General features: G+C 70.8%; 17 protein-coding genes, 2 pseudogenes and 1 riboswitch. Of the genes and pseudogenes, 12 read left to right on the forward strand and 7 right to left on the reverse strand.

Features of this window, described 5'->3' with window-relative positions; genetic code table 11:
- The 4 genes and pseudogenes from mscL (at position 1) to ACRQ5B_RS13280 (ending at position 2,268) form a co-directional block, all read left to right on the forward strand.
- Positions 1-409, forward strand: a pseudogene (gene mscL / locus ACRQ5B_RS13265) (large conductance mechanosensitive channel protein MscL).
- A 52-nt stretch (positions 410-461) separates the two neighbouring features.
- Complete coding sequence (locus tag ACRQ5B_RS13270) at positions 462-683, forward strand: hypothetical protein (RefSeq protein ID WP_290257666.1); 222 nt, start codon at positions 462-464, stop codon at positions 681-683.
- 190 nt (positions 684-873) lie between these two features.
- Complete coding sequence (locus ACRQ5B_RS13275) at positions 874-1,572, forward strand: DUF4397 domain-containing protein (protein ID WP_432394577.1); 699 nt, start codon at positions 874-876, stop codon at positions 1,570-1,572.
- 126 nt (positions 1,573-1,698) lie between these two features.
- Positions 1,699-2,268, forward strand: coding sequence for an RNA polymerase sigma factor (locus ACRQ5B_RS13280; protein ID WP_432394580.1), 570 nt, complete (start codon positions 1,699-1,701; stop codon positions 2,266-2,268).
- 925 nt (positions 2,269-3,193) lie between these two features.
- On the opposite strand, the gene ACRQ5B_RS13285 is transcribed toward ACRQ5B_RS13280, so the two are convergent.
- The 3 genes from ACRQ5B_RS13285 to ACRQ5B_RS13295 all read right to left on the reverse strand — a co-directional run bounded on the left by ACRQ5B_RS13285 (position 3,194) and on the right by ACRQ5B_RS13295 (position 6,132).
- Entirely contained in the window at positions 3,194-4,228 is a 1,035-nt protein-coding gene (locus ACRQ5B_RS13285) for a Gfo/Idh/MocA family protein (RefSeq protein WP_432394582.1), read from the reverse strand.
- A 50-nt stretch (positions 4,229-4,278) separates the two neighbouring features.
- Positions 4,279-5,541, reverse strand: coding sequence for an MFS transporter (locus ACRQ5B_RS13290; RefSeq protein WP_432394584.1), 1,263 nt, complete (start codon positions 5,539-5,541; stop codon positions 4,279-4,281).
- Positions 5,542-5,781: 240 nt separating this feature from the next.
- Positions 5,782-6,132, reverse strand: coding sequence for an ArsR/SmtB family transcription factor (locus tag ACRQ5B_RS13295; protein WP_432394587.1), 351 nt, complete (start codon positions 6,130-6,132; stop codon positions 5,782-5,784).
- 105 nt (positions 6,133-6,237) lie between these two features.
- On the opposite strand from ACRQ5B_RS13295, the gene arsB reads away from it, so the two are divergent.
- The 5 genes and pseudogenes from arsB (at position 6,238) to ACRQ5B_RS13320 (ending at position 10,356) form a co-directional block, all read left to right on the forward strand.
- The gene (gene arsB, locus ACRQ5B_RS13300) at positions 6,238-7,335 is read left to right on the forward strand and encodes an ACR3 family arsenite efflux transporter (protein WP_432394590.1); all 1,098 of its coding nucleotides are present in this window, start codon (positions 6,238-6,240) and stop codon (positions 7,333-7,335) included.
- Positions 7,336-7,359: 24 nt separating this feature from the next.
- Positions 7,360-7,776: an arsenate reductase ArsC gene (locus ACRQ5B_RS13305; protein ID WP_432394593.1), complete on the forward strand. Its 417-nt coding sequence runs from the start codon at positions 7,360-7,362 to the stop codon at positions 7,774-7,776.
- 2 nt (positions 7,777-7,778) lie between these two features.
- The gene (locus ACRQ5B_RS13310; protein WP_432394596.1) at positions 7,779-9,173 is read left to right on the forward strand and encodes an FAD-dependent oxidoreductase; all 1,395 of its coding nucleotides are present in this window, start codon (positions 7,779-7,781) and stop codon (positions 9,171-9,173) included.
- A pseudogene (locus tag ACRQ5B_RS13315) lies at positions 9,170-9,684 on the forward strand (GNAT family N-acetyltransferase). Before ACRQ5B_RS13310 ends, ACRQ5B_RS13315 begins: the two are co-directional and overlap by 4 nt.
- 39 nt (positions 9,685-9,723) lie before the next feature.
- Entirely contained in the window at positions 9,724-10,356 is a 633-nt protein-coding gene (locus ACRQ5B_RS13320) for a DNA alkylation repair protein (RefSeq protein WP_432394598.1), read from the forward strand.
- 29 nt (positions 10,357-10,385) lie between these two features.
- Here the strand turns inward: ACRQ5B_RS13320 and ACRQ5B_RS13325 are convergent, their stop codons facing one another.
- On the reverse strand, positions 10,386-10,637 hold the full coding sequence (locus ACRQ5B_RS13325) for a hypothetical protein (protein WP_290257678.1): 252 nt from the start codon (positions 10,635-10,637) through the stop codon (positions 10,386-10,388).
- A gap of 133 nt (positions 10,638-10,770) precedes the next feature.
- Positions 10,771-10,965, forward strand: a riboswitch (cyclic di-AMP (ydaO/yuaA leader).
- 2 nt (positions 10,966-10,967) lie between these two features.
- On the opposite strand from ACRQ5B_RS13325, the gene ACRQ5B_RS13330 reads away from it, so the two are divergent.
- Entirely contained in the window at positions 10,968-11,729 is a 762-nt protein-coding gene (locus ACRQ5B_RS13330) for an NlpC/P60 family protein (protein WP_432394601.1), read from the forward strand.
- 172 nt (positions 11,730-11,901) lie between these two features.
- On the opposite strand, the gene ACRQ5B_RS13335 is transcribed toward ACRQ5B_RS13330, so the two are convergent.
- The 3 genes from ACRQ5B_RS13335 to ACRQ5B_RS13345 all read right to left on the reverse strand — a co-directional run bounded on the left by ACRQ5B_RS13335 (position 11,902) and on the right by ACRQ5B_RS13345 (position 14,427).
- Positions 11,902-12,402 (reverse strand): dihydrofolate reductase family protein, encoded by a 501-nt coding sequence (locus ACRQ5B_RS13335; protein ID WP_432394603.1) that lies wholly within the window; start codon positions 12,400-12,402, stop codon positions 11,902-11,904.
- 9 nt (positions 12,403-12,411) lie between these two features.
- Positions 12,412-12,789 carry a cupin domain-containing protein gene (locus ACRQ5B_RS13340; protein ID WP_432394606.1) on the reverse strand — a complete coding sequence of 126 codons (378 nt, stop codon included), beginning with the start codon at positions 12,787-12,789 and terminating at the stop codon, positions 12,412-12,414.
- An 84-nt stretch (positions 12,790-12,873) separates the two neighbouring features.
- Positions 12,874-14,427, reverse strand: coding sequence for a DUF5129 domain-containing protein (locus tag ACRQ5B_RS13345; protein ID WP_432394609.1), 1,554 nt, complete (start codon positions 14,425-14,427; stop codon positions 12,874-12,876).
- A gap of 112 nt (positions 14,428-14,539) precedes the next feature.
- Here ACRQ5B_RS13345 and ACRQ5B_RS13350 point away from each other — a divergent pair, with 112 nt between their 5' ends.
- Positions 14,540-14,995 (forward strand): hypothetical protein, encoded by a 456-nt coding sequence (locus ACRQ5B_RS13350; RefSeq protein ID WP_432394612.1) that lies wholly within the window; start codon positions 14,540-14,542, stop codon positions 14,993-14,995.
- Positions 14,992-16,740 (forward strand): DUF5671 domain-containing protein, encoded by a 1,749-nt coding sequence (locus tag ACRQ5B_RS13355; RefSeq protein WP_432394615.1) that lies wholly within the window; start codon positions 14,992-14,994, stop codon positions 16,738-16,740. Before ACRQ5B_RS13350 ends, ACRQ5B_RS13355 begins: the two co-directional genes overlap by 4 nt.
- The last annotated feature ends 12 nt before the right edge of the window (positions 16,741-16,752 follow it).

Consider the following 16,752-nt stretch of genomic DNA (forward strand, 5'->3'; position numbering starts at 1 on the left):
ATGTTGACCGGATTCAAGAATTTCATTCTCAAAGGCAACGTCGTGGACCTTGCCGTCGCCGTCGTGATTGGCGCAGCCTTTGGAGGGGTGGTCACGGCCCTCGTCCAGAGCGTCCTGATGCCGTTCATCGCGGGCCTTGTGGGCTCGCCGAATTTCGATAGCTTTGCCCTCGTCACCCTCAACGGCAATGACATCAAATTCGGCGTCCTCCTCACCGCCATCGTGAATTTCGTCCTGGTGGCTGCCGCGATCTACTTCATCATCGTCGTTCCCATGAACAAAATGATCGAACGCCGCAACCGGCGCCTCGGCATTCACCCCGACGTTAAAGGACGAAGCGGCCGAAGACCCGCAAATCGCCCTTCTCACCGAAATCCGCGACGCGCTCCAGGCCGACCGCAGGGCCTGACACGGCGCAGTTCCATCCGATTTTTCCACCCCACCGATGAAAGGAAATGACCATGGCAGTTTCCATCGAATTGGGCAAGGCCCTCGATAAGGCATACGAGAATGCCACGCTGGATGAGGTTTTGGCGGCCCCGCCGTCGGCCCTCGCCGGCCTGACGGAAAAGCACGACGAACTGCTGGCCGGCATGGGCATCAAGACACTCAAGGATCTGGGCAGCAATAAATACTTCGCCACGGCGGGCGTGCTGGTTGCCCTCTCCGGCAAGGTGGGCTGACCCTTCGCCGAGAGGTACCTCGAATCCTCCCGGCGCGGCCCGGCGGTCTCATCCGCCGGGCCGCGCCGCGTTCGGGCCCCACGTGCGGAAAAAAGTCCGGGTGCGGGTGCATCCGGGCGGCTCCCTCGGCCGGTAGTAAGGGTGTCAGCGCATCACCCGCCCGACCCCGGGCCTCAATGAGGAGCTCCACATGTACAAGAAATCACTCTCCGCAGCAGTCGGTGCCGTGGCTCTGCTGGGGAGCCTTGCCTTCGCCGCACCTGCCCAGGCGGGCGGCTACTGCCCGGATCCCGGCACGGCTAAGCTCTCGGTCCTTCACGGCGTCCCGGGCCTGACCGTGGACGTTTGGGTGGACGGCAAGCTCACGCTGGATAATTTCACCCCCGGCACACTGGCGGGCCCGCTGGATGTCAGCGCGGGCGACCACAAGATCGCGATCACGGGAGCGGATGCCACCAGCGCGGACAATCCCGTGATCGGTCCGGTCAAGGTCGACCTCAAGGCCGGCCGCGACTACACCGCCGTCGCCCACCTGAACGCCGACGGCGAGCCCACGGCCACGCTGTTCCGCAACGATACGAAACCCGCTCCGGAGGGCAGGGGCAAGCTGACGGTCCGGCACGTGGCCGCGGCGCCGGCCGTCGACGTCCTCGCCGGGGGAGCCGCCGTGATCGAGGGCCTTGAGAACCCCGATCAGAAGAAGCTCACCCTCGACGCCGGAACGGTGGAGGCGTCCGTGGCAGCCGCCGGCAGCACCGAGGCGCTGATTGGACCGGCGCCCGTCACGGTCACCGCCGGTGAGAACACCATCGTCTATGCCTGGGGAAGCCTGGCGGACAAGAACCTTGCCCTGGCGGTCCAGGTGGTGAAGTCCCAGAAGCACGACTAGGCGCGGCCCCGTCCGGGTCCGGGCGGCCGCATGCTGCGGTCCGCCCGGACCTTAGACCATTGCAGCGCCTCCGCCGAGTGGGAATAATGACGTTCCACGGTCTCACTGTCGCTCGAAAGGCACACGGTGGAGGCTGTCGTACGCGAATGGGACGCCAGCATCGACCATGCCTTCGCGCAGGGGGAGGAGTGGGCCCTGGCCGAGGCCTACCGCCTGCTCGCACCCCTGATCCACACGCTCGCGCTCCGGGCACTGTGCGAGCACGGCGCCGCAGACGACGTCACCCAGGAGGTTTTCATCCGCGCGTGGAAGTCGAGAACAAGCTACCGCCCCGAGACTGCCCGGTTGCCTGCCTGGCTGGTAGGGATTACGCGGAACAAGATCTACGACGCTCTCTCGGCCCGGGCCCACCGCCGCGACCTCGAACAGGCCGCCCTGCACCTGGTGCCGGTACCGGCCGATGCCGCCGGCAAGCCCACGGCCGAGGCGCTCGCGGACCGGCTCACCCTGGAGGATGAGCTGGACCGCCTGGGAGACCCGCAGGCCCGGATCATGCGCCTGGCTTTCTACGAGGACCTGACCCACGACCAGATCTCGTCCCGGCTGAATCTCCCGCTCGGCACGGTCAAGAGCCACATCCGCCGCAGCCTGGCCCGCCTGCGTTCCCGGCTGGAGGCGGAACATGGCGCATTGTGACGAGGATCTTCTCGCCCTGCTGGCTCTCGGCGAGCGCGACACTACCGCTGCTGAAACCAGTCACCTGGCCGGCTGCGGGGAATGCCGGGGCCTCCTGGAGGGGTTCCGGCGGACCGTCGCCGCGGCGAGGGTCGATCCCGCGGGGGCGGAGCTGGTGGCACCGGGCGGACACAACTGGACCGCGATCCACGGGACGCTGGGCCTGGCGCCGGCGCTCGCCCCCGACCCGCTGGCGGCCGACCCGCTCGCCGCCGACCCGATGACCGACGACCGGCCGGACTACGACCCGGCACCGTTGCGGCACTCAGGGGATCTGCGGCCAGCGGGTCCGCCACCGGAGGATCCGCCGCGGACCGGGTCCTCTGGCCGGCTGCCCCGCCGTTCCCCATGGCTGCTCGGCGCGGCGGCCGGGATCCTGCTCGGTGCCGCCGGTGCGTGGACGGCCTGGAGTGTGCTCGGCCAGTCCACCCCGTCGGCCGGTCCCGCTCCCAGCACCAGTCCGGCCCCGGGCACCGGCCCCACAGCGGCCGTGATCGGTGAGGCCGTCCTGACCCCGCTGGGCGGGCACTCCGCCCGCGGCAACGCCCTGGTGGAGCAACTGCCCGACGGGACCCGGCAGGTGGTGGTCACCCTCCCGGAGCAGCAGCTCACCGGCTACCGCGAGGTGTGGCTGGGCTCCGCGGACCTGTCCAGGATGGTCAGCCTGGGCGTCCTCGGAGAGGGAAGCCAGGCCTTCGTTGTGCCCGGCGGGCTGGACCTGAAGGCCTACCCGGTGCTGGATGTCTCCGACGAACCCTACGACGGCGATCCGGCCCACTCCGCGGACAGCCTGGCCCGGGGAAGCTGTCACTCAAGGGCTGACCGATGGACCCGGCGGTTCCGGCAGCCGGCCCCAAAGTGGTGCCAAACCGGGGGTGACCCGGTCCTAGTCGCCGTCGGCGGCGTAACGGAGGCCGATCCGCTCCCGCACCGAGTCCAGGGCCGCCATGATGCCCACGGTTTCCACCGGCGGGAGGATCTCGTTTCCGGTAGCGCCGGCAGCGATCAGGCGCTCCATCTCCCACGCCTGGTACTGCATGCCCCGCCCCGTGACCGGTTCCTCGAAGCGCTCCACCAGCGTGCCGGCGTCGTCGAAGCGGCTAAAGCCCGTGGGCGTGTACCAGACCGGGTCGATTTCGATCCGGCCGCCGGTGCCCAGGACCGCGGCGCGGTTGGGGCCCGCGGTGTCCAGGGCGCAGTGCAGGACGGCCTGCTGCCCCCGCGCATAGTCGAAGATCATGGCGGTCTGGCGGTCCACTCCGGTGGCGGTCATGCTGGCCGAGGCCTGGATCCGCTCCGGCGCGCCCAGCACGTCGAAGGCAAAGGACACCGGGTAGATCCCCAGGTCCAGCAGGGCCCCGCCGCCGAGGGCAGGGTCGTTGAGCCGGTGGGCCGGGTCCTTGGGCAGGTTCTGGGTGTGGTCCGCCAGCAGGGTCCGGACCTCCCCGAGCGCGCCGGAGCCGATCAGGTCCCGGATCCGGACCATGTGCGGCAGGTAGCGGGTCCACATCGCCTCCAGCGCCACCAGACCCTTGGACGCCGCCGCCTCGGTGACATGCCGGGCTTGCCGGGCGTTCATGGCGAACGGCTTCTCCACCAGGACGTGGTTGCCGGCGTCCAGGGCGAGCATCGCGTGCTCATAGTGGAACGGGTGCGGCGAGGAAACGTAGACGACGTCGACCTCGGGATCGGTGGCCAGCGCCTCGTAGCTGGAGTGCGCCGTGGCCAGGCCGAAGCGGTCCGCAAACCCGCGGGCGGTGTCCGCGGCGCGGGAGCCGACCGCCTGGACGCTGAAGCCGTGTTCGACCAGGTCCGAGGTCTGCAGGCCGGCGATGAGGCCGGTCCCGAGGATGCCCCAGCGGACGGGCCGGGCGCCGCCGGCGGGGGCGGAGCGCTGCGGAGGGGTGGTGGCGTCTGGCATCTGAGCTCCCTTGCGTGCGGCCGCGGGTTGCGGCTGGCCTGGGAACGACGCTACCGCACCGCCGGGGTAGCGGTGCGGTCTGCGCGGGCCCTCAGGCCGGTCCAGGCCAGCACGATCGCCACCAGCACCATGGCCAGGAAGCCCAGGCCGGAGTAGCCCGCCGCGGTCAGCACGGGCCCGGCCAGCGCACCGCCCAGGGCGCCGGCGGCGTTCATGCTCAGGTCCGAAATGCCCTGCAAGGCGGGCCGGTCCTGGCCGGCCACGGATTCGGCCACCATCGCGGAGCCGGCCACCACGGAGGCGGACCAGCCCAGGCCCAGCAGGATCAGGCTGACCGTGACGCCGGCCTGCGAATCGGAGTAGAGGCCGGCGATCAGAAGCGAGGCCAGCAGCGTCGCCTGGCCCGCCAGGACCACGGGCACGCGGCCGGCGCGGTCCGCGAGCCAGCCGAAGACGGGGGAGAGTGCATACATGCCGGCGATGTGCAGGCTGATGGTGAAGCCCACAATGGTCAGGCTGGCGCCGTGCTCGCGGAGGTGGATGGGCGTCATGGACATCAGCGCCACCATGGTGGCGTGGCTGAGGGCGACGACGGCGACGGCGTAGCGGGCCCGGGTGTTCCGCCGGAGGATCTGCCGGCCGGTCTGCGGCGGCTCCGGAGCCTCGGTGCGGGCGCCGGCACTGAGGGACTGCAGAAGCGGGTCGGGCCGAAGCCCGGTGAGGTAGACGGCCGCGGCTGCCAGCTGGCCGGCGACGGAGAAGGCGAAGGCGCCGGTCATGGGCGGCAGGCCGAGGGCGGCACCCACGGCCTCACCGGGGCCGAAGAGGTTGGGGCCGAGGACGGCTCCGACGGTGGTGGACCAGACGACGACGGACAGGTCGCGGGCGCGGGTGCCCGTGGTGGCGAGGTCGGTGGCCGCGAACCGGGCCTGGAGGTTGACCGCCGAGCCCGAGCCCAGCAGCATCAGGCCCAGCAAGAGCAGCGGGAAGATGCCGAGCGCCGCGGAGCTAATGGCCGTGGCGGCGCCGAGGCAGGCAATCAGGGCGCCGGTGGAGAGGGATACCCTTCGGCCGCGCGCCAGCGCCAGGCGCGAGAGCGGGATGGCGGCCAGGGCGGCGCCGAGGGTGCTCATGGTCGCCGCGGTGCCGGCCCAGGCCGGGGACCCGGACAGCTGGGCTGCGAGCAGCGATCCCAGGGACAGGGTGGCGCCCATGCCGATGCCGCCGAGGACCTGGCCGCCCACCAGCACGGAGAGCACCTTCCGCTGCGACGCCTGCCGCGGAGGGTGCTCCCGTACCGGCCGGGTGGTCACTTGCAGGTGCAGCGCTGTTCAGCGGGAACGTTGGCCATCACGGAGTCGACGTGCTCGCCGCAGCCAGCCCAGGTGATCTTTCCGCAGGTGTTGCATCGAACGGGACTGCACATGGTGTTCTCCTCAAAAGTTGTGGTGCCGGGGCTCCGGACGGATACCCGCCCTCCAATAATACCCCTAGGGGTATTTTTCACAAGACCGGTCGGCGCTTGCGGAGCCCGGCTGCCCGGCGGTGGATCCCTAGAGGGATTCGACGAGTCCGGCGGTTCCGGCGATCGCCCCCGGGACAAGAGAATAATAGGCCCAGGTGCCCCGCTTCTCACGGTGCAGGAGGCCTGCGTCGACCAGGATCTTCAGATGGTGGGAAACGGTGGGCTGACTCAGGCCCAGCGGTTCGGTCAGGTCGCAGACGCAGGCTTCGCCCTCCCCGGAGCCCTTCACGATCGAGAGCAGCCGCAGCCGGTTCGGGTCGGCGAGCGCCTTGAAGACCGACGCGCTGCGCCGGGCCTCGTCCGGTCCCAGGGCCGGGGTGGCGGAGGGCGTGCAGCAGCTCCCGGCGGAGGCCTGATCAAGAATGTCCAGCGAGGTCATGCCCTCATTATGCCCATAGATTGACATTCGTCGATATAGCCGCCGATACTTCATATCGACAAGTTTCGATCTCTATCGCGCATCCCTTCACTCACCAGGAGCCCCGTGAGCACCCAGACTGACCCGTCGCCCACCCGTGAAGGTGAGTCCGCCGTCGTCGGCAGGCTTTCCACCCTGGACAGGTTCCTACCCGTGTGGATCGTCTCCGCGATGGCCCTGGGCCTGCTGCTGGGCAGTGTCATCCCGGGCCTGAACACCGCGCTCGACGCCGTGAAGATCGGCGAAGTCTCGCTGCCGATCGCCGTCGGCCTGCTCGTGATGATGTACCCGGTGCTGGCGAAGGTCCGTTACGACCAGGCGCACCGCGTCATCGGCGACCGGAAGCTCATGGTCACGTCCCTGGTACTCAACTGGATCCTGGCGCCGGCGTTCATGTTCGCCCTGGCCTGGATCTTCATCCCGGACCTGCCCGAATACCGTACCGGCCTGATCATCGTGGGCCTGGCGCGGTGCATTGCCATGGTGATGATCTGGAACGACCTCGCCTGCGGCGACCGGGAGGCCGCGGCCGTTCTGGTGGCCATCAACTCCGTCTTCCAGGTCATCGCCTTCGGTGCGCTGGGCTGGTTCTACCTTCAGCTCCTGCCGTCCTGGCTGGGGCTACCCCCCACCAGCGCCGGCTTCTCCTTCTGGGCCATCACCGGTTCCGTGCTGGTGTTCCTCGGCATCCCGCTGCTGGCCGGGTTCCTCACCCGCACCATCGGCGAACGCGCCCGCGGCCGTGACTGGTACGAGGGAACGTTCCTGCCCAAGCTCGGCCCCTGGGCGCTGTACGGCCTCCTCTTCACCATCACCCTGCTGTTCGCCCTCCAGGGCGGCACCATTACCTCCCGGCCCCTGGACGTGCTCCGGATTGCCGTGCCGCTGCTGGTCTACTTCCTGGTGGTCTTCGGCGCCGGGATGGCCATCGGCAAGGGTCTCGGCCTGGGCTACGCGAAAACCACCACCCTGGCGTTCACGGCCGCGGGCAACAACTTCGAACTCGCCATCGCCGTGGCGATCGGGACCTTCGGCGTCACGTCCGGGCAGGCGCTGGCCGGCGTCGTCGGGCCCCTGATCGAAGTTCCCGCCCTGGTGGCACTTGTCTACGCCGCCCTCTGGGCCCGCAAGCGCTTCTTCGCCCCCGCTACGCCTTCCGTCTGACCTCAAGAATCTTCAGGAGATCCCATGAGCACCGAAACCGCCAAGAAACCCTCCGTCCTCTTTGTCTGCGTCCACAACGCCGGCCGCTCGCAGATGGCCGCCGCCTTCCTCACCACCCTCTCCAACAGCGCCATCGAGGTCCGGTCCGCCGGGTCCGCGCCGGCGGACAAGGTCAACCCCGCCGCCGTCGAGGCCATGGCCGAGGTCGGCATCGACATGTCGGCCGAGATCCCCAAGATCCTCACCACCGAGGCCGTCAAGGAATCCGACGTCGTCATCACCATGGGCTGCGGCGACACCTGCCCGATCTTCCCCGGCAAGCGCTACGAGGACTGGGAACTCGCCGACCCGGCCGGCAAGGGCGTGGAGTCGGTCCGGCCTATCCGCGACGAGATCAAGGCCCGCATCGAGGCACTCATTGCGTCCCTGAAGGAGGCCTGACCATGGCCGCCACCGGATCCCTTCCCGTTGCCATCATTGGCGCCGGTCCCGTAGGACTCGCCGCGGCGGCGCACCTGCTCGAGCGCGGCCTCGAACCCGTGATTTTCGAGGCCGGCGAAGCCCCGGCGGACGCCATCCGGCAGTGGCGCCACATACGGCTGTTCTCGCCGTGGCAGTACAACATCGACGCCGCGGCAGCCCGGCTGCTCGCCGCCTCCGGCTGGGAGGCGCCGAAGCCCTCAGGCTTGCCCACCGGCGGGGACCTCATTGAGCGGTACCTGGAACCGCTGGCCGCGCTGTCTGAGATCGCCGGCCGCCTGCACACCGGCTCCCGCGTTACCGCCGTCACCCGGGAGGGCCTGGACAAGACGCACAGCCGGAACCGCGCCGGAACGCCGTTCCTGCTCCGGATCGAGGAGGCCGGGGGCGGAACCCGCGAGGTGCGGGCCGCCGCCGTTATCGATGCCTCCGGCACATGGAGTACCCGCAATCCGCTGGGTACCTCCGGCCTGCCGGCCCGCGGCGAGGGGGCCGCCTCTGCCCGGATCTCCGCGCCGCTGCCGGACGTGCTGGGCCGCGACCGTGAAATCTTCGCCGGCCGCACCGCCGTCGTGGTCGGGGCCGGGCACTCCGCCGCCAACACCCTGATCAATCTTGCCGACCTGGCCGCCCAAGAGCCCGGCACCCGGATCCTCTGGGCCGTCCGCGGCGCCTCCGCGGCCAAGGTCTATGGCGGCGGCGACGCCGACGGACTCGCCGCCCGGGGCCTGCTCGGCAGCCGGCTCCGTGGGCTCGTCAAGGACGGAACCGTGCAGTTGCACACCCGGTTCGGGACCGCCGCCGTCTCCGCCGACGGCACCATGGTCACACTCACCGCCACCGATGGACGCACGTTGACAGCCGACGTCGTCGTCCCCGCCACCGGGTTCCGGCCCGACCTGGAGATCCTGCGCGAGCTCCGGCTGGACCTTGACCCGGGCGTGGAGGCGCCGCGGCAGCTCGCGCCGCTGATCGACCCGGAGTTCCACTCCTGCGGCACCGTGGAACCGCACGGGGCGCGGATGCTGGCGCATCCGGAGGAAGACTTCTACATCGTGGGCATGAAGTCCTATGGCCGCGCCCCCACCTTCCTGCTCGCCACCGGCTACGAGCAGGTGCGTTCCGTGGCCGCGGCGTTGGCCGGCGACCGGGAGGCAGCGGACACCGTCCACCTGGAGCTGCCGGAGACCGGAGTTTGCTCCACGGACACCGGCAGCAGCTGCGATACGCCCGCCGCAGCCGGGACGCCGGCGCCAGCCGGAGCAGGCGGCGGCTGCTGCACCGCACCGGAGCCGGTCCTCCTCGGTTTTCCCACGGGATTGCTGCACGGGCGCAGCGGCGAAGCGGACGCCGGATGAGCGCCGGGGCGGGCCTCCGGATCAGGGATCTGACACCCGCCGACTGGCCCGCCGTCCGGGATATCTGGGCCGAGGGCATCGCCACCGGCCATGCGACCTTCGAGGCGGAGCCGCCGTCCTGGGAGAGCTTCGACGCCGGACGCCTCCCGGACGTCCGCCTGGTGCTGGAAGACGACGGCGCCGTGCTCGGCTGGGCCGCCGTCTCGCCGGTGACCTCCCGCCCCGTCTACCGCGGCGTGGTGGAACACTCGCTCTACCTCGCCGCCCCGCGCGGGGCCGCGGCCACGGAGCGCGGCTCCTCGCAGCGCTCATCGGCCGCTGCGAAGAGGCCGGTATCTGGACCATCCAGTCGACCATCTTCCCGGAGAACACCGCTTCCCTGGCCCTGCACGAACGCCTGGGATTCACCGTGGTGGGCACCCGGCGCCGGATCGGCCTGATGTCCTGCGGGCCGCTCGCCGGGCAGTGGCGTGACACCGTCCTGGTGGAGTACCGCAGCCCCGACCACTAGCCGGACGCGGGCTCACAGCCGGTGCGGAAGAATGGGACGGTGAGCGAGGCCGGTGACTTCATAGACGCGACACTGCAGCGCGAGAGTTCCTGGCAGCGCGCCGAGGCCGAGCAGGACCGCTTCGGGCCCGGGCTCTCGGTCTACGGCGCCTCCGTTGGCGCCGTCCGGGGCACCGTCCGGGACGCGCTCCGCCGGTACCGGGAACTGGACCGGGACGGTCTCACCGCGCTCAGTTCGGAACTGTGGGCCGTGCCCGTGTTCGAGCGCCGCCTGGCCGCTGTCGTGCTCCTGCAGTCGGCCCTGCGGCACCTGGACAATTCGGACCTGACCCGAATCGAGGGCTTCCTCCGCGGCGCACACCTGCCAGACCTCGCGGACCCGCTGGCGGTGGACGTGGTGGGGCCGCTCATTGCCGGGCTGGGCGGGCAGGCCCGGACCCGCTCCGAGGCCGTCCTGGACCGGTGGCTCCGCGACCCCGACCCCTGGCTGCGCCGCGCTGCCCTGCTGGCTCCGCTGCGGGAACTCCGCAAGGGCGCCGGGGACTGGGCGCGGTTCCGGCGCCGTGCGGCCCTGGCCAACGGCACTGCGGATAGCCGCCCCGACGGCGGGGCGGCGGAGATCGTGAGGGCCGCCGTCGAGCGCGTCGAACGGGAAGCGGGCGGCGAAGCCTAGGGATGGTGGCCGCGCGAAGCGGAGGGTGCTCAGGCGGGCCGGCGCTCCACGACGGCGTAGGCCTTGCCGTCCAGGAACTCCCAGTCCGTCACCACCATGAAGCCCAGCGCGTCCACCCTGTCGTTCAGCACGTGCAGGTCGAAACCGCCGTCGCGCGGCTCGGCATCCCAGGTGGCGACGTGGATCTCCTTCCCCTCGAGAACCAGCAGTTCGGTGTTCACGTCGAAGTCTTCCTGCGGCTGATCGCTCAGCTGGCAGATCGCGACACAATGGGGATTCATCGGACCCTCCGCTCGGGACATGGTGGGATCATCGTAACCCCGCCGGGACGCCTCCGCCGTTACCTTAATGTGACATTCGGGAGGATGGCCGTTACTGTGGAGAGGTGCCCGTTGGTTTCCGAGACGGGCGCCCCCGGACCGATTGCCTAACTCTGCCGCGGTCCAGGGCATCCTCGCAACCAGCTGGCAGAGACGGGGAAACCAATCGCGACCTGCCCACGGGCGGGTCTTGGGGTGAAGCCGCGCAGTGTCCGCCCAGACGGACCCGCGGCCGGGTGTCTCCCATCCGAATCCGACAGCTCACCTCGCAGGCTTTGGGAGAGGTACATCATGATTTCACGCTCTACTGACGCGCGCCCCGGCACCACCGCAACCACCGGTCGGGGTGCCGCCTTCGCCGCGGCGACCGGCACCGTGGGCCGGCAGGCTGCCGTCGTCCTCGCCGCCTCCGGCCTGGTCCTGACCAGCGGCATGGCGGCCAACGCCGCCGGCAACGTCCCCGCCGAACGGGAATCCGCACCCGTCTCGCACGCCGACGTCGCCGGCAAGGTTTCCGCCCCGGTGACCGCCGACTCTGCAGTGCAGATCAGCTTCGACCGCCCGGCCGTCGCCACCACCCCGGCGCCCGTCGTCGAGGCCCCGGCTCCGGCCCCTGCCGCCGCGCCCGCGGTGGCCAAGGCCCCCGTGGCCAAGGCCCCGGCCGCCCCGGTGGCGAAGGTGGCCGTCCAGGCCGCAGCCCCGGCGCCGGCTCCGGCCGCCGCCCCCGCCGGTGGCGTCAACGCCGCCATGCTTTCCGCCGCGTACAGCCAGATCGGCATCACGCAGGACTGCACCGCGATGGTGGAGAAGGCGCTCGGCGCCGCAGGTATCCCCGTGGGCGACCTCGGCCCGCAGCAGTTCCTCAATTACGGCAAGGTCGTCTCCGACCCGCAGCCGGGCGACATGATCGTCCAGTCCGGCCACGTCGCCATCTACGCCGGCAACGGCCAGGCGATCAGCGGCGGCATGAACGGCTCCAACCAGACGATCGTGCACCCGCTGTCCTGGCTGACCGCCACCGGCAGCGTGACCTTCGTCCGCGCCGGGGCGTAACCCGCGCGTTCAGCAGTACCGGGCCGGCGCCCGGCAGCCCCTCACGGCTGCCGGACGCCGGTTTCGTTGTTAGAGGTTTCGTTGTCTGCGGTTACGCTGTCTGCCGTGTCGTTGTCTGCCGCGTACCGCAGGAGGACGACGCCGTTGTCGAACGCCCGGCTCTCCAGCAGCGTCAGGCCGGTGGGGAGTCCGCGGCCTTGAACAGCGGCGTTCCGCGGCCCACCAGTACCGGGTGGACGTAGATCCAGTACTCGTCGATCAGCCCGAGCCGGCGGAAGGAATCGGCCAACTCCGCCCCGCCGAGGGCCAGGTCGCCGCCGGGGGCGGCCTTGAGCGCCCGCACCTGCCCGGCGTCGACCTCGCGCACCACCGTGGTGTACCAGCCGGCCTCCTCCGGCAGCGTGCGGGAGTAGACGTACTTGGGCATCTCCCGCCAGATGGCGGCGAAGTCCGCGATGGCGGGAGGGCAGTCCGGGTCCTGGTCCGCCGTCGGCCAGTACCCGGCCATCAGCTCGTAGGTGACCCGGCCGTCCAGGAACGCGCCCATGGTGCGCAGCTGGTCGTTGAAGTGCTCATGCAGTTCGGCATCCACCCGGTGCCAGCTGATGTCCGCGTGCGGGCCCTCCATGAAGCCGTCGAGGGAGACCTGGAAGGACAGGATGATCTTCCGCAAGGATCCGTCCTATCCGCCGGGCTTCCCGAAGCCCGCGGCACTGACGAATTCGATCCCCACGAACGCGTCCCCGCCCTCGACCCACGCATCGTGCCCCGGCGGGATGGTGTAGGAGTGGCCGCCGGCGATCTCCACCCGGTTGCCGTCGGTGGTCTCGACGGTCAGCTGGCCGGAGACACAAAAGCCGACGTGGCTGAGCTGGCACATCTCGGTGTGGACCACGGGCTTGATGCAGTCGGACCAGCGCCAGCCTGGCTGGAACGTGAAACGGCCGATCGTGTAGTCGTCGAGGGTGACGATATCCACCTCGGTCTTGTCCGGGCGGCGCTTTTCGTCCGGTGTGTTGTGGGACTTCACCTGCAACTTGGAAACAGCGACAGCAGGCATCGCTCTGCCTCTTTCGGTCTGGAACGGAAACTACGGACAAGGCCAACGATCCTCGCTTGCCCAGGGGTTGTCGATACGGGTTTCCTAGAAGCCGGACGAGCTGCCGGAACCGGAAAAGCTGCCCCCGCCGACTCCGTATCCCGTGGTCCCGCCCCGGGCCGAATTGAGACTTGTCACCCCGGTGGTGAAGCCGGACGAGAATGCGGGAACCGAGAAGAAATAGGCGGACGGGTAGACGGTGCCGAGGATGCTGGGCTCGTAGCCGGGCCGTTTCCTGCCGCCGGTGCCCGACCGGGCCTGCTCCATCTCCCGGCGCATCAGCCGCGCCTCCCGTTCGGTGCGGGCGAAGCCCTCGATCACGGTCTCCGCGTGCCGGTTCAACAGTCCGGTCAGTTCCGTGCGGGCGTCCCGGAGCCGGTCCAGCGCGTCCTCCGGGCCGAGGGCGCCGTCCGCGAGGTCCGCGGTCCAGCCCTCCATGTCGCCCTGGCTGCGGTCGCGGAAGGACCGTAGTGCGGCGGCGGTGGCCGACTCACCCGCGCTGTGGCTCTTGCGGAGGAGGTCCTCGATGCCGGCCAGATCCTGCCTGAAGGGCGCGAGTTGACGGTCCCAGGCGGTGGGCCAGAGCGGGCTCCGGTTCAGCAGGGCGTTCGCGTCCGAGATGACGTCATCCAGGGCATCCAGTTCCGCGGCGGCGTCCGCGAACTGCCGCGCCAGCGCCAGAGCGGAGCGCTTCCCCTGCTGCCTGCGGGTGAGGGCGTGGACCCGGTTGGAGAGCGCCGTCGCGGCGTCGTACCGGCTGAGGAAACTGCGGTGCTTCTCCAGGACAGTGCCGCCGTAGCGGGAGGAGGCGGGGATGGTGCCGGCGTTGAGTTCGGTGACCGGCAGGTCCAAGCTCACCCGGGCGTAGGCGGCGTCGCCCTTCGCTGTCTCCCGGCGGCACCCCACCCGGGTGCGCCAGCGGACCAGGAGCCAAGCGGCGGCCCCGGCGGCGGCGAGTCCCACGCCGATCCACGCCGTGACGAGGAACGCGGCGCTGCGGTACCAGGGCTGGTTGATCAGTTCCGCGCCGCGGCGGATGCCGGCGATGGTCCCGTCCGTCCACTGCGCGTCGCGGAGCAGGTCCTTGGAGGCGTCCTGGATGTCCGTCCGCGCCCCCGGGGAGACCTTCCGGTCCTCGCCCATGTAGGTGCCGACGTGGCGGCCCACCGGGTCGAGCGCGAAGATGAACAGCCCGTCAGCCCACTTCTGCCCGTCTGGGCTGATCCAGTCCGGGTGTTCCGCCCGGGCGTAGCGCAACACCTCCTCGTTCAGGTTGTCCGAGGCCGTGCCGTTGTAGGTGTACACGGCGACCTTGGTGGGCTGGTAGAACTCAATTCCCCGGACCGCCGGCAGGAGCGTGGCGAGGTCCAGGACGCCCGCCCGGTCCACGACGACGACGTCGGTGGGCGTGGTGCCGGTGCGGACTATCTCGGTGGGGACCACGTCTGTGCGGACTTCTCCGGTGGTGCCGGCGGCGGTGGTGGTGCCCGTGACGGCCGCCGCGGCCGCTCCGGTCACCGCGGGTCCCAGAACGAGCGCTACGGCGACGGCGGCGAGCGCCAGGAACGGGGCTAACCTGGCGGCGGTAAAGGTCCCCATCGGTCCCACCATCTGCAGAGGGCGTGTCGTCCCAGACTCGCGGCGGACCGGCCGGGCTGAAAGGGTCCAAAGACACCATGACCGGTGCGGGTGGTCGTTTCATACTGTCGGCATGAGCCAGCCGAAGCCGGACCGGGTCCTCGTGGGCATCGCCGCGGCCATCGTGCTGCTGATCGTCGCGGCCCTGGTGGCCGTGCTGCTGCGCGGACAGCCGCGACCGCTGGACCCGGGCACTCCCGCCGGCGTGGTCCAGCAGTACAGCAAGGCCGTGGTGGAGGGTGACCTGGCGGCGGCGCAGGGCTACCTGACCGAGACCGCCAAGAACCGTTGCACGGGCTACTTCGGGACGGTCCAGGCCGCCCGGGTGGTTCTGGTGGGCTCCACCGAACGGGGGCCCACCGCCACCGTGCGGGTCTCCATCGTTCACCCCGCCGGGGAGGGTCCCTTCGGTCCGTCCGAGTACACGGAGAACGGGGTGTTCGTGCTGGTTCGCTCCGGCACGGGCTGGTCCATCGACGACCTCCCCTACAGCCTGCAGGCCTGCACCGGCGGGACACCGGTCATATGACCACCACGCCGGTCCGGGTTCCCGCCGGAGGTACCGCCCAGGCCAAGGTACGCCGGCTGGTGGTGTACGTGCTGCTGGCGGCCCTGGTGGTGATCGCCGCCAACGGGGCCGGCGGCCTGCTTGAACGCGCACTGACCGCCGGGCAGGTCCTGGCCGGCGAGGGGGTCGCCGGGCTGGCGCTGTCCCTGGCGTTCGCACTCGTTGGCGGGCCGCTGGCTGCGTTGCTCTGGTGGCTGGTGTGGGGCCGCCTGGGCGCAGATGACGAACGTGCGGCGGCGTCGTGGGGTCTCTATGTGAGCGCCCTCTATACGCTGTCGCTGCTGATCTCCACCACCTCCCTCCTGGCCGCGGCGTCGTCGCTGGTCACGGAGCCCCAGCCGCAGTGGCGCCCGCCCCTCGCTGTGGGGATCGTCTGGTTCCTGGTGTGGGTGTGGCACCGATGGATGTGGCGGCACCCGGCCAAAGGGCCGCTGGCGCTCGCGCAGGTACCGGGGGTCATCGGAACGACGGCGGGGCTGGCGATCGGGGCGGGCGCGGGGGTGGCGGCCCTCTCCGGGCTGTTCGACGTCGCCCTGCGCGGCTCGATGGAACTGACCGGCGCCGCGGACCCGTGGTGGCGGGCCGTCCTGGGGAACACGGTGTGGGCCGCCGGGGGAGCGCTGGTGTGGTGGTGGCACTGGTTCCGCGGCGGAGCCCGCAAGCTCAGGCGCGGCTTCGCCGACGTGGCCCTGCTGCTGGCGGGCGTCCTCGCCGCCGGGCTGCTGGCGCTCGGGGGTGCCGGGACGGTGCTGTTCGTGCTGCTGCGGCTCGCGTTCGACCGGACCGAGGCGCTGACCGGCCTGCTGTCTCCCCTCGGCGCGGCGCTCGCCGCCACCGCCGTCGGCGCCCTGGTCTGGCGGTATCACCGGGCGGCGGCGCGCGGCCGTTCGCTCCGGGTCAGGCAGGCGGGCACCCTGATCACGTCGGGGGTGGCGCTGGCGGCCGCCGCATCGGGGATCGGCGTGGTGCTCAACGCCGCGCTCTCCCTGGCGGTGTCCCCGTTGGCGGAGACGCCACGGGGCGAGGGTCCCGGCGGAGGGAGTGCCCTGACCCTGCTGCTGGGCGGGATCAGTTCGCTCGCCGTGGGCGGCCTGGTCTGGTGGCGGACCTGGCGGCCCCGGGAGCAGCACGGAACGCAGGGCGTGACGCCCGGCCGGCGCGTCTACCTGGTGACCGTCTTCGGGCTCAGTGCGGCGGTGGCGCTGGTGGCCCTGCTGGTCATTGGCTACCGGCTCTTCGAGTTGGCGCTCGCGGACGTCACCGGCGGCAGTGTGGTGGACCGGATCCGCGCCCCGCTGGGCTGGCTGGTGGCGGCGGGGCTGGCCTCCGGTCACCACTTCTCCGTCTGGCGGCAGGACAAGACCCTCAAGGAGTTCACCGCACCCGCGGCCCGTCCCCGCATCGGAAGGATCATCCTGGTCACCGCCGCCGACCCTGAACCGCTCCGTCGTATCCTCGAGGAACAGACCGGTGCGCCGGTCACCGTGTGGCACCGGGCAAGCGTCCTCCCGTCCAATGCCGTCCCGACCAACGCCTTCCCGTCCGGCGTCGCGAGGCCTGATACCGCCGCTGCTGATGCCGCCCCGCTCGCAGACGATGCCTCCCCGCAGACGCTCGCCGGGGCGCTCGCCGGGATCAGCGCGCCGCGGGTGCTGGTCATCGCCGATACCCCCGACGCCGCCCAGGTCATCGCCCTCCGCGACTGACGGCGTCGCACG

Source organism: Pseudarthrobacter sp. L19, from assembly GCF_050859435.1.
In the GTDB taxonomy this organism is placed as follows: domain Bacteria; phylum Actinomycetota; class Actinomycetes; order Actinomycetales; family Micrococcaceae; genus Arthrobacter.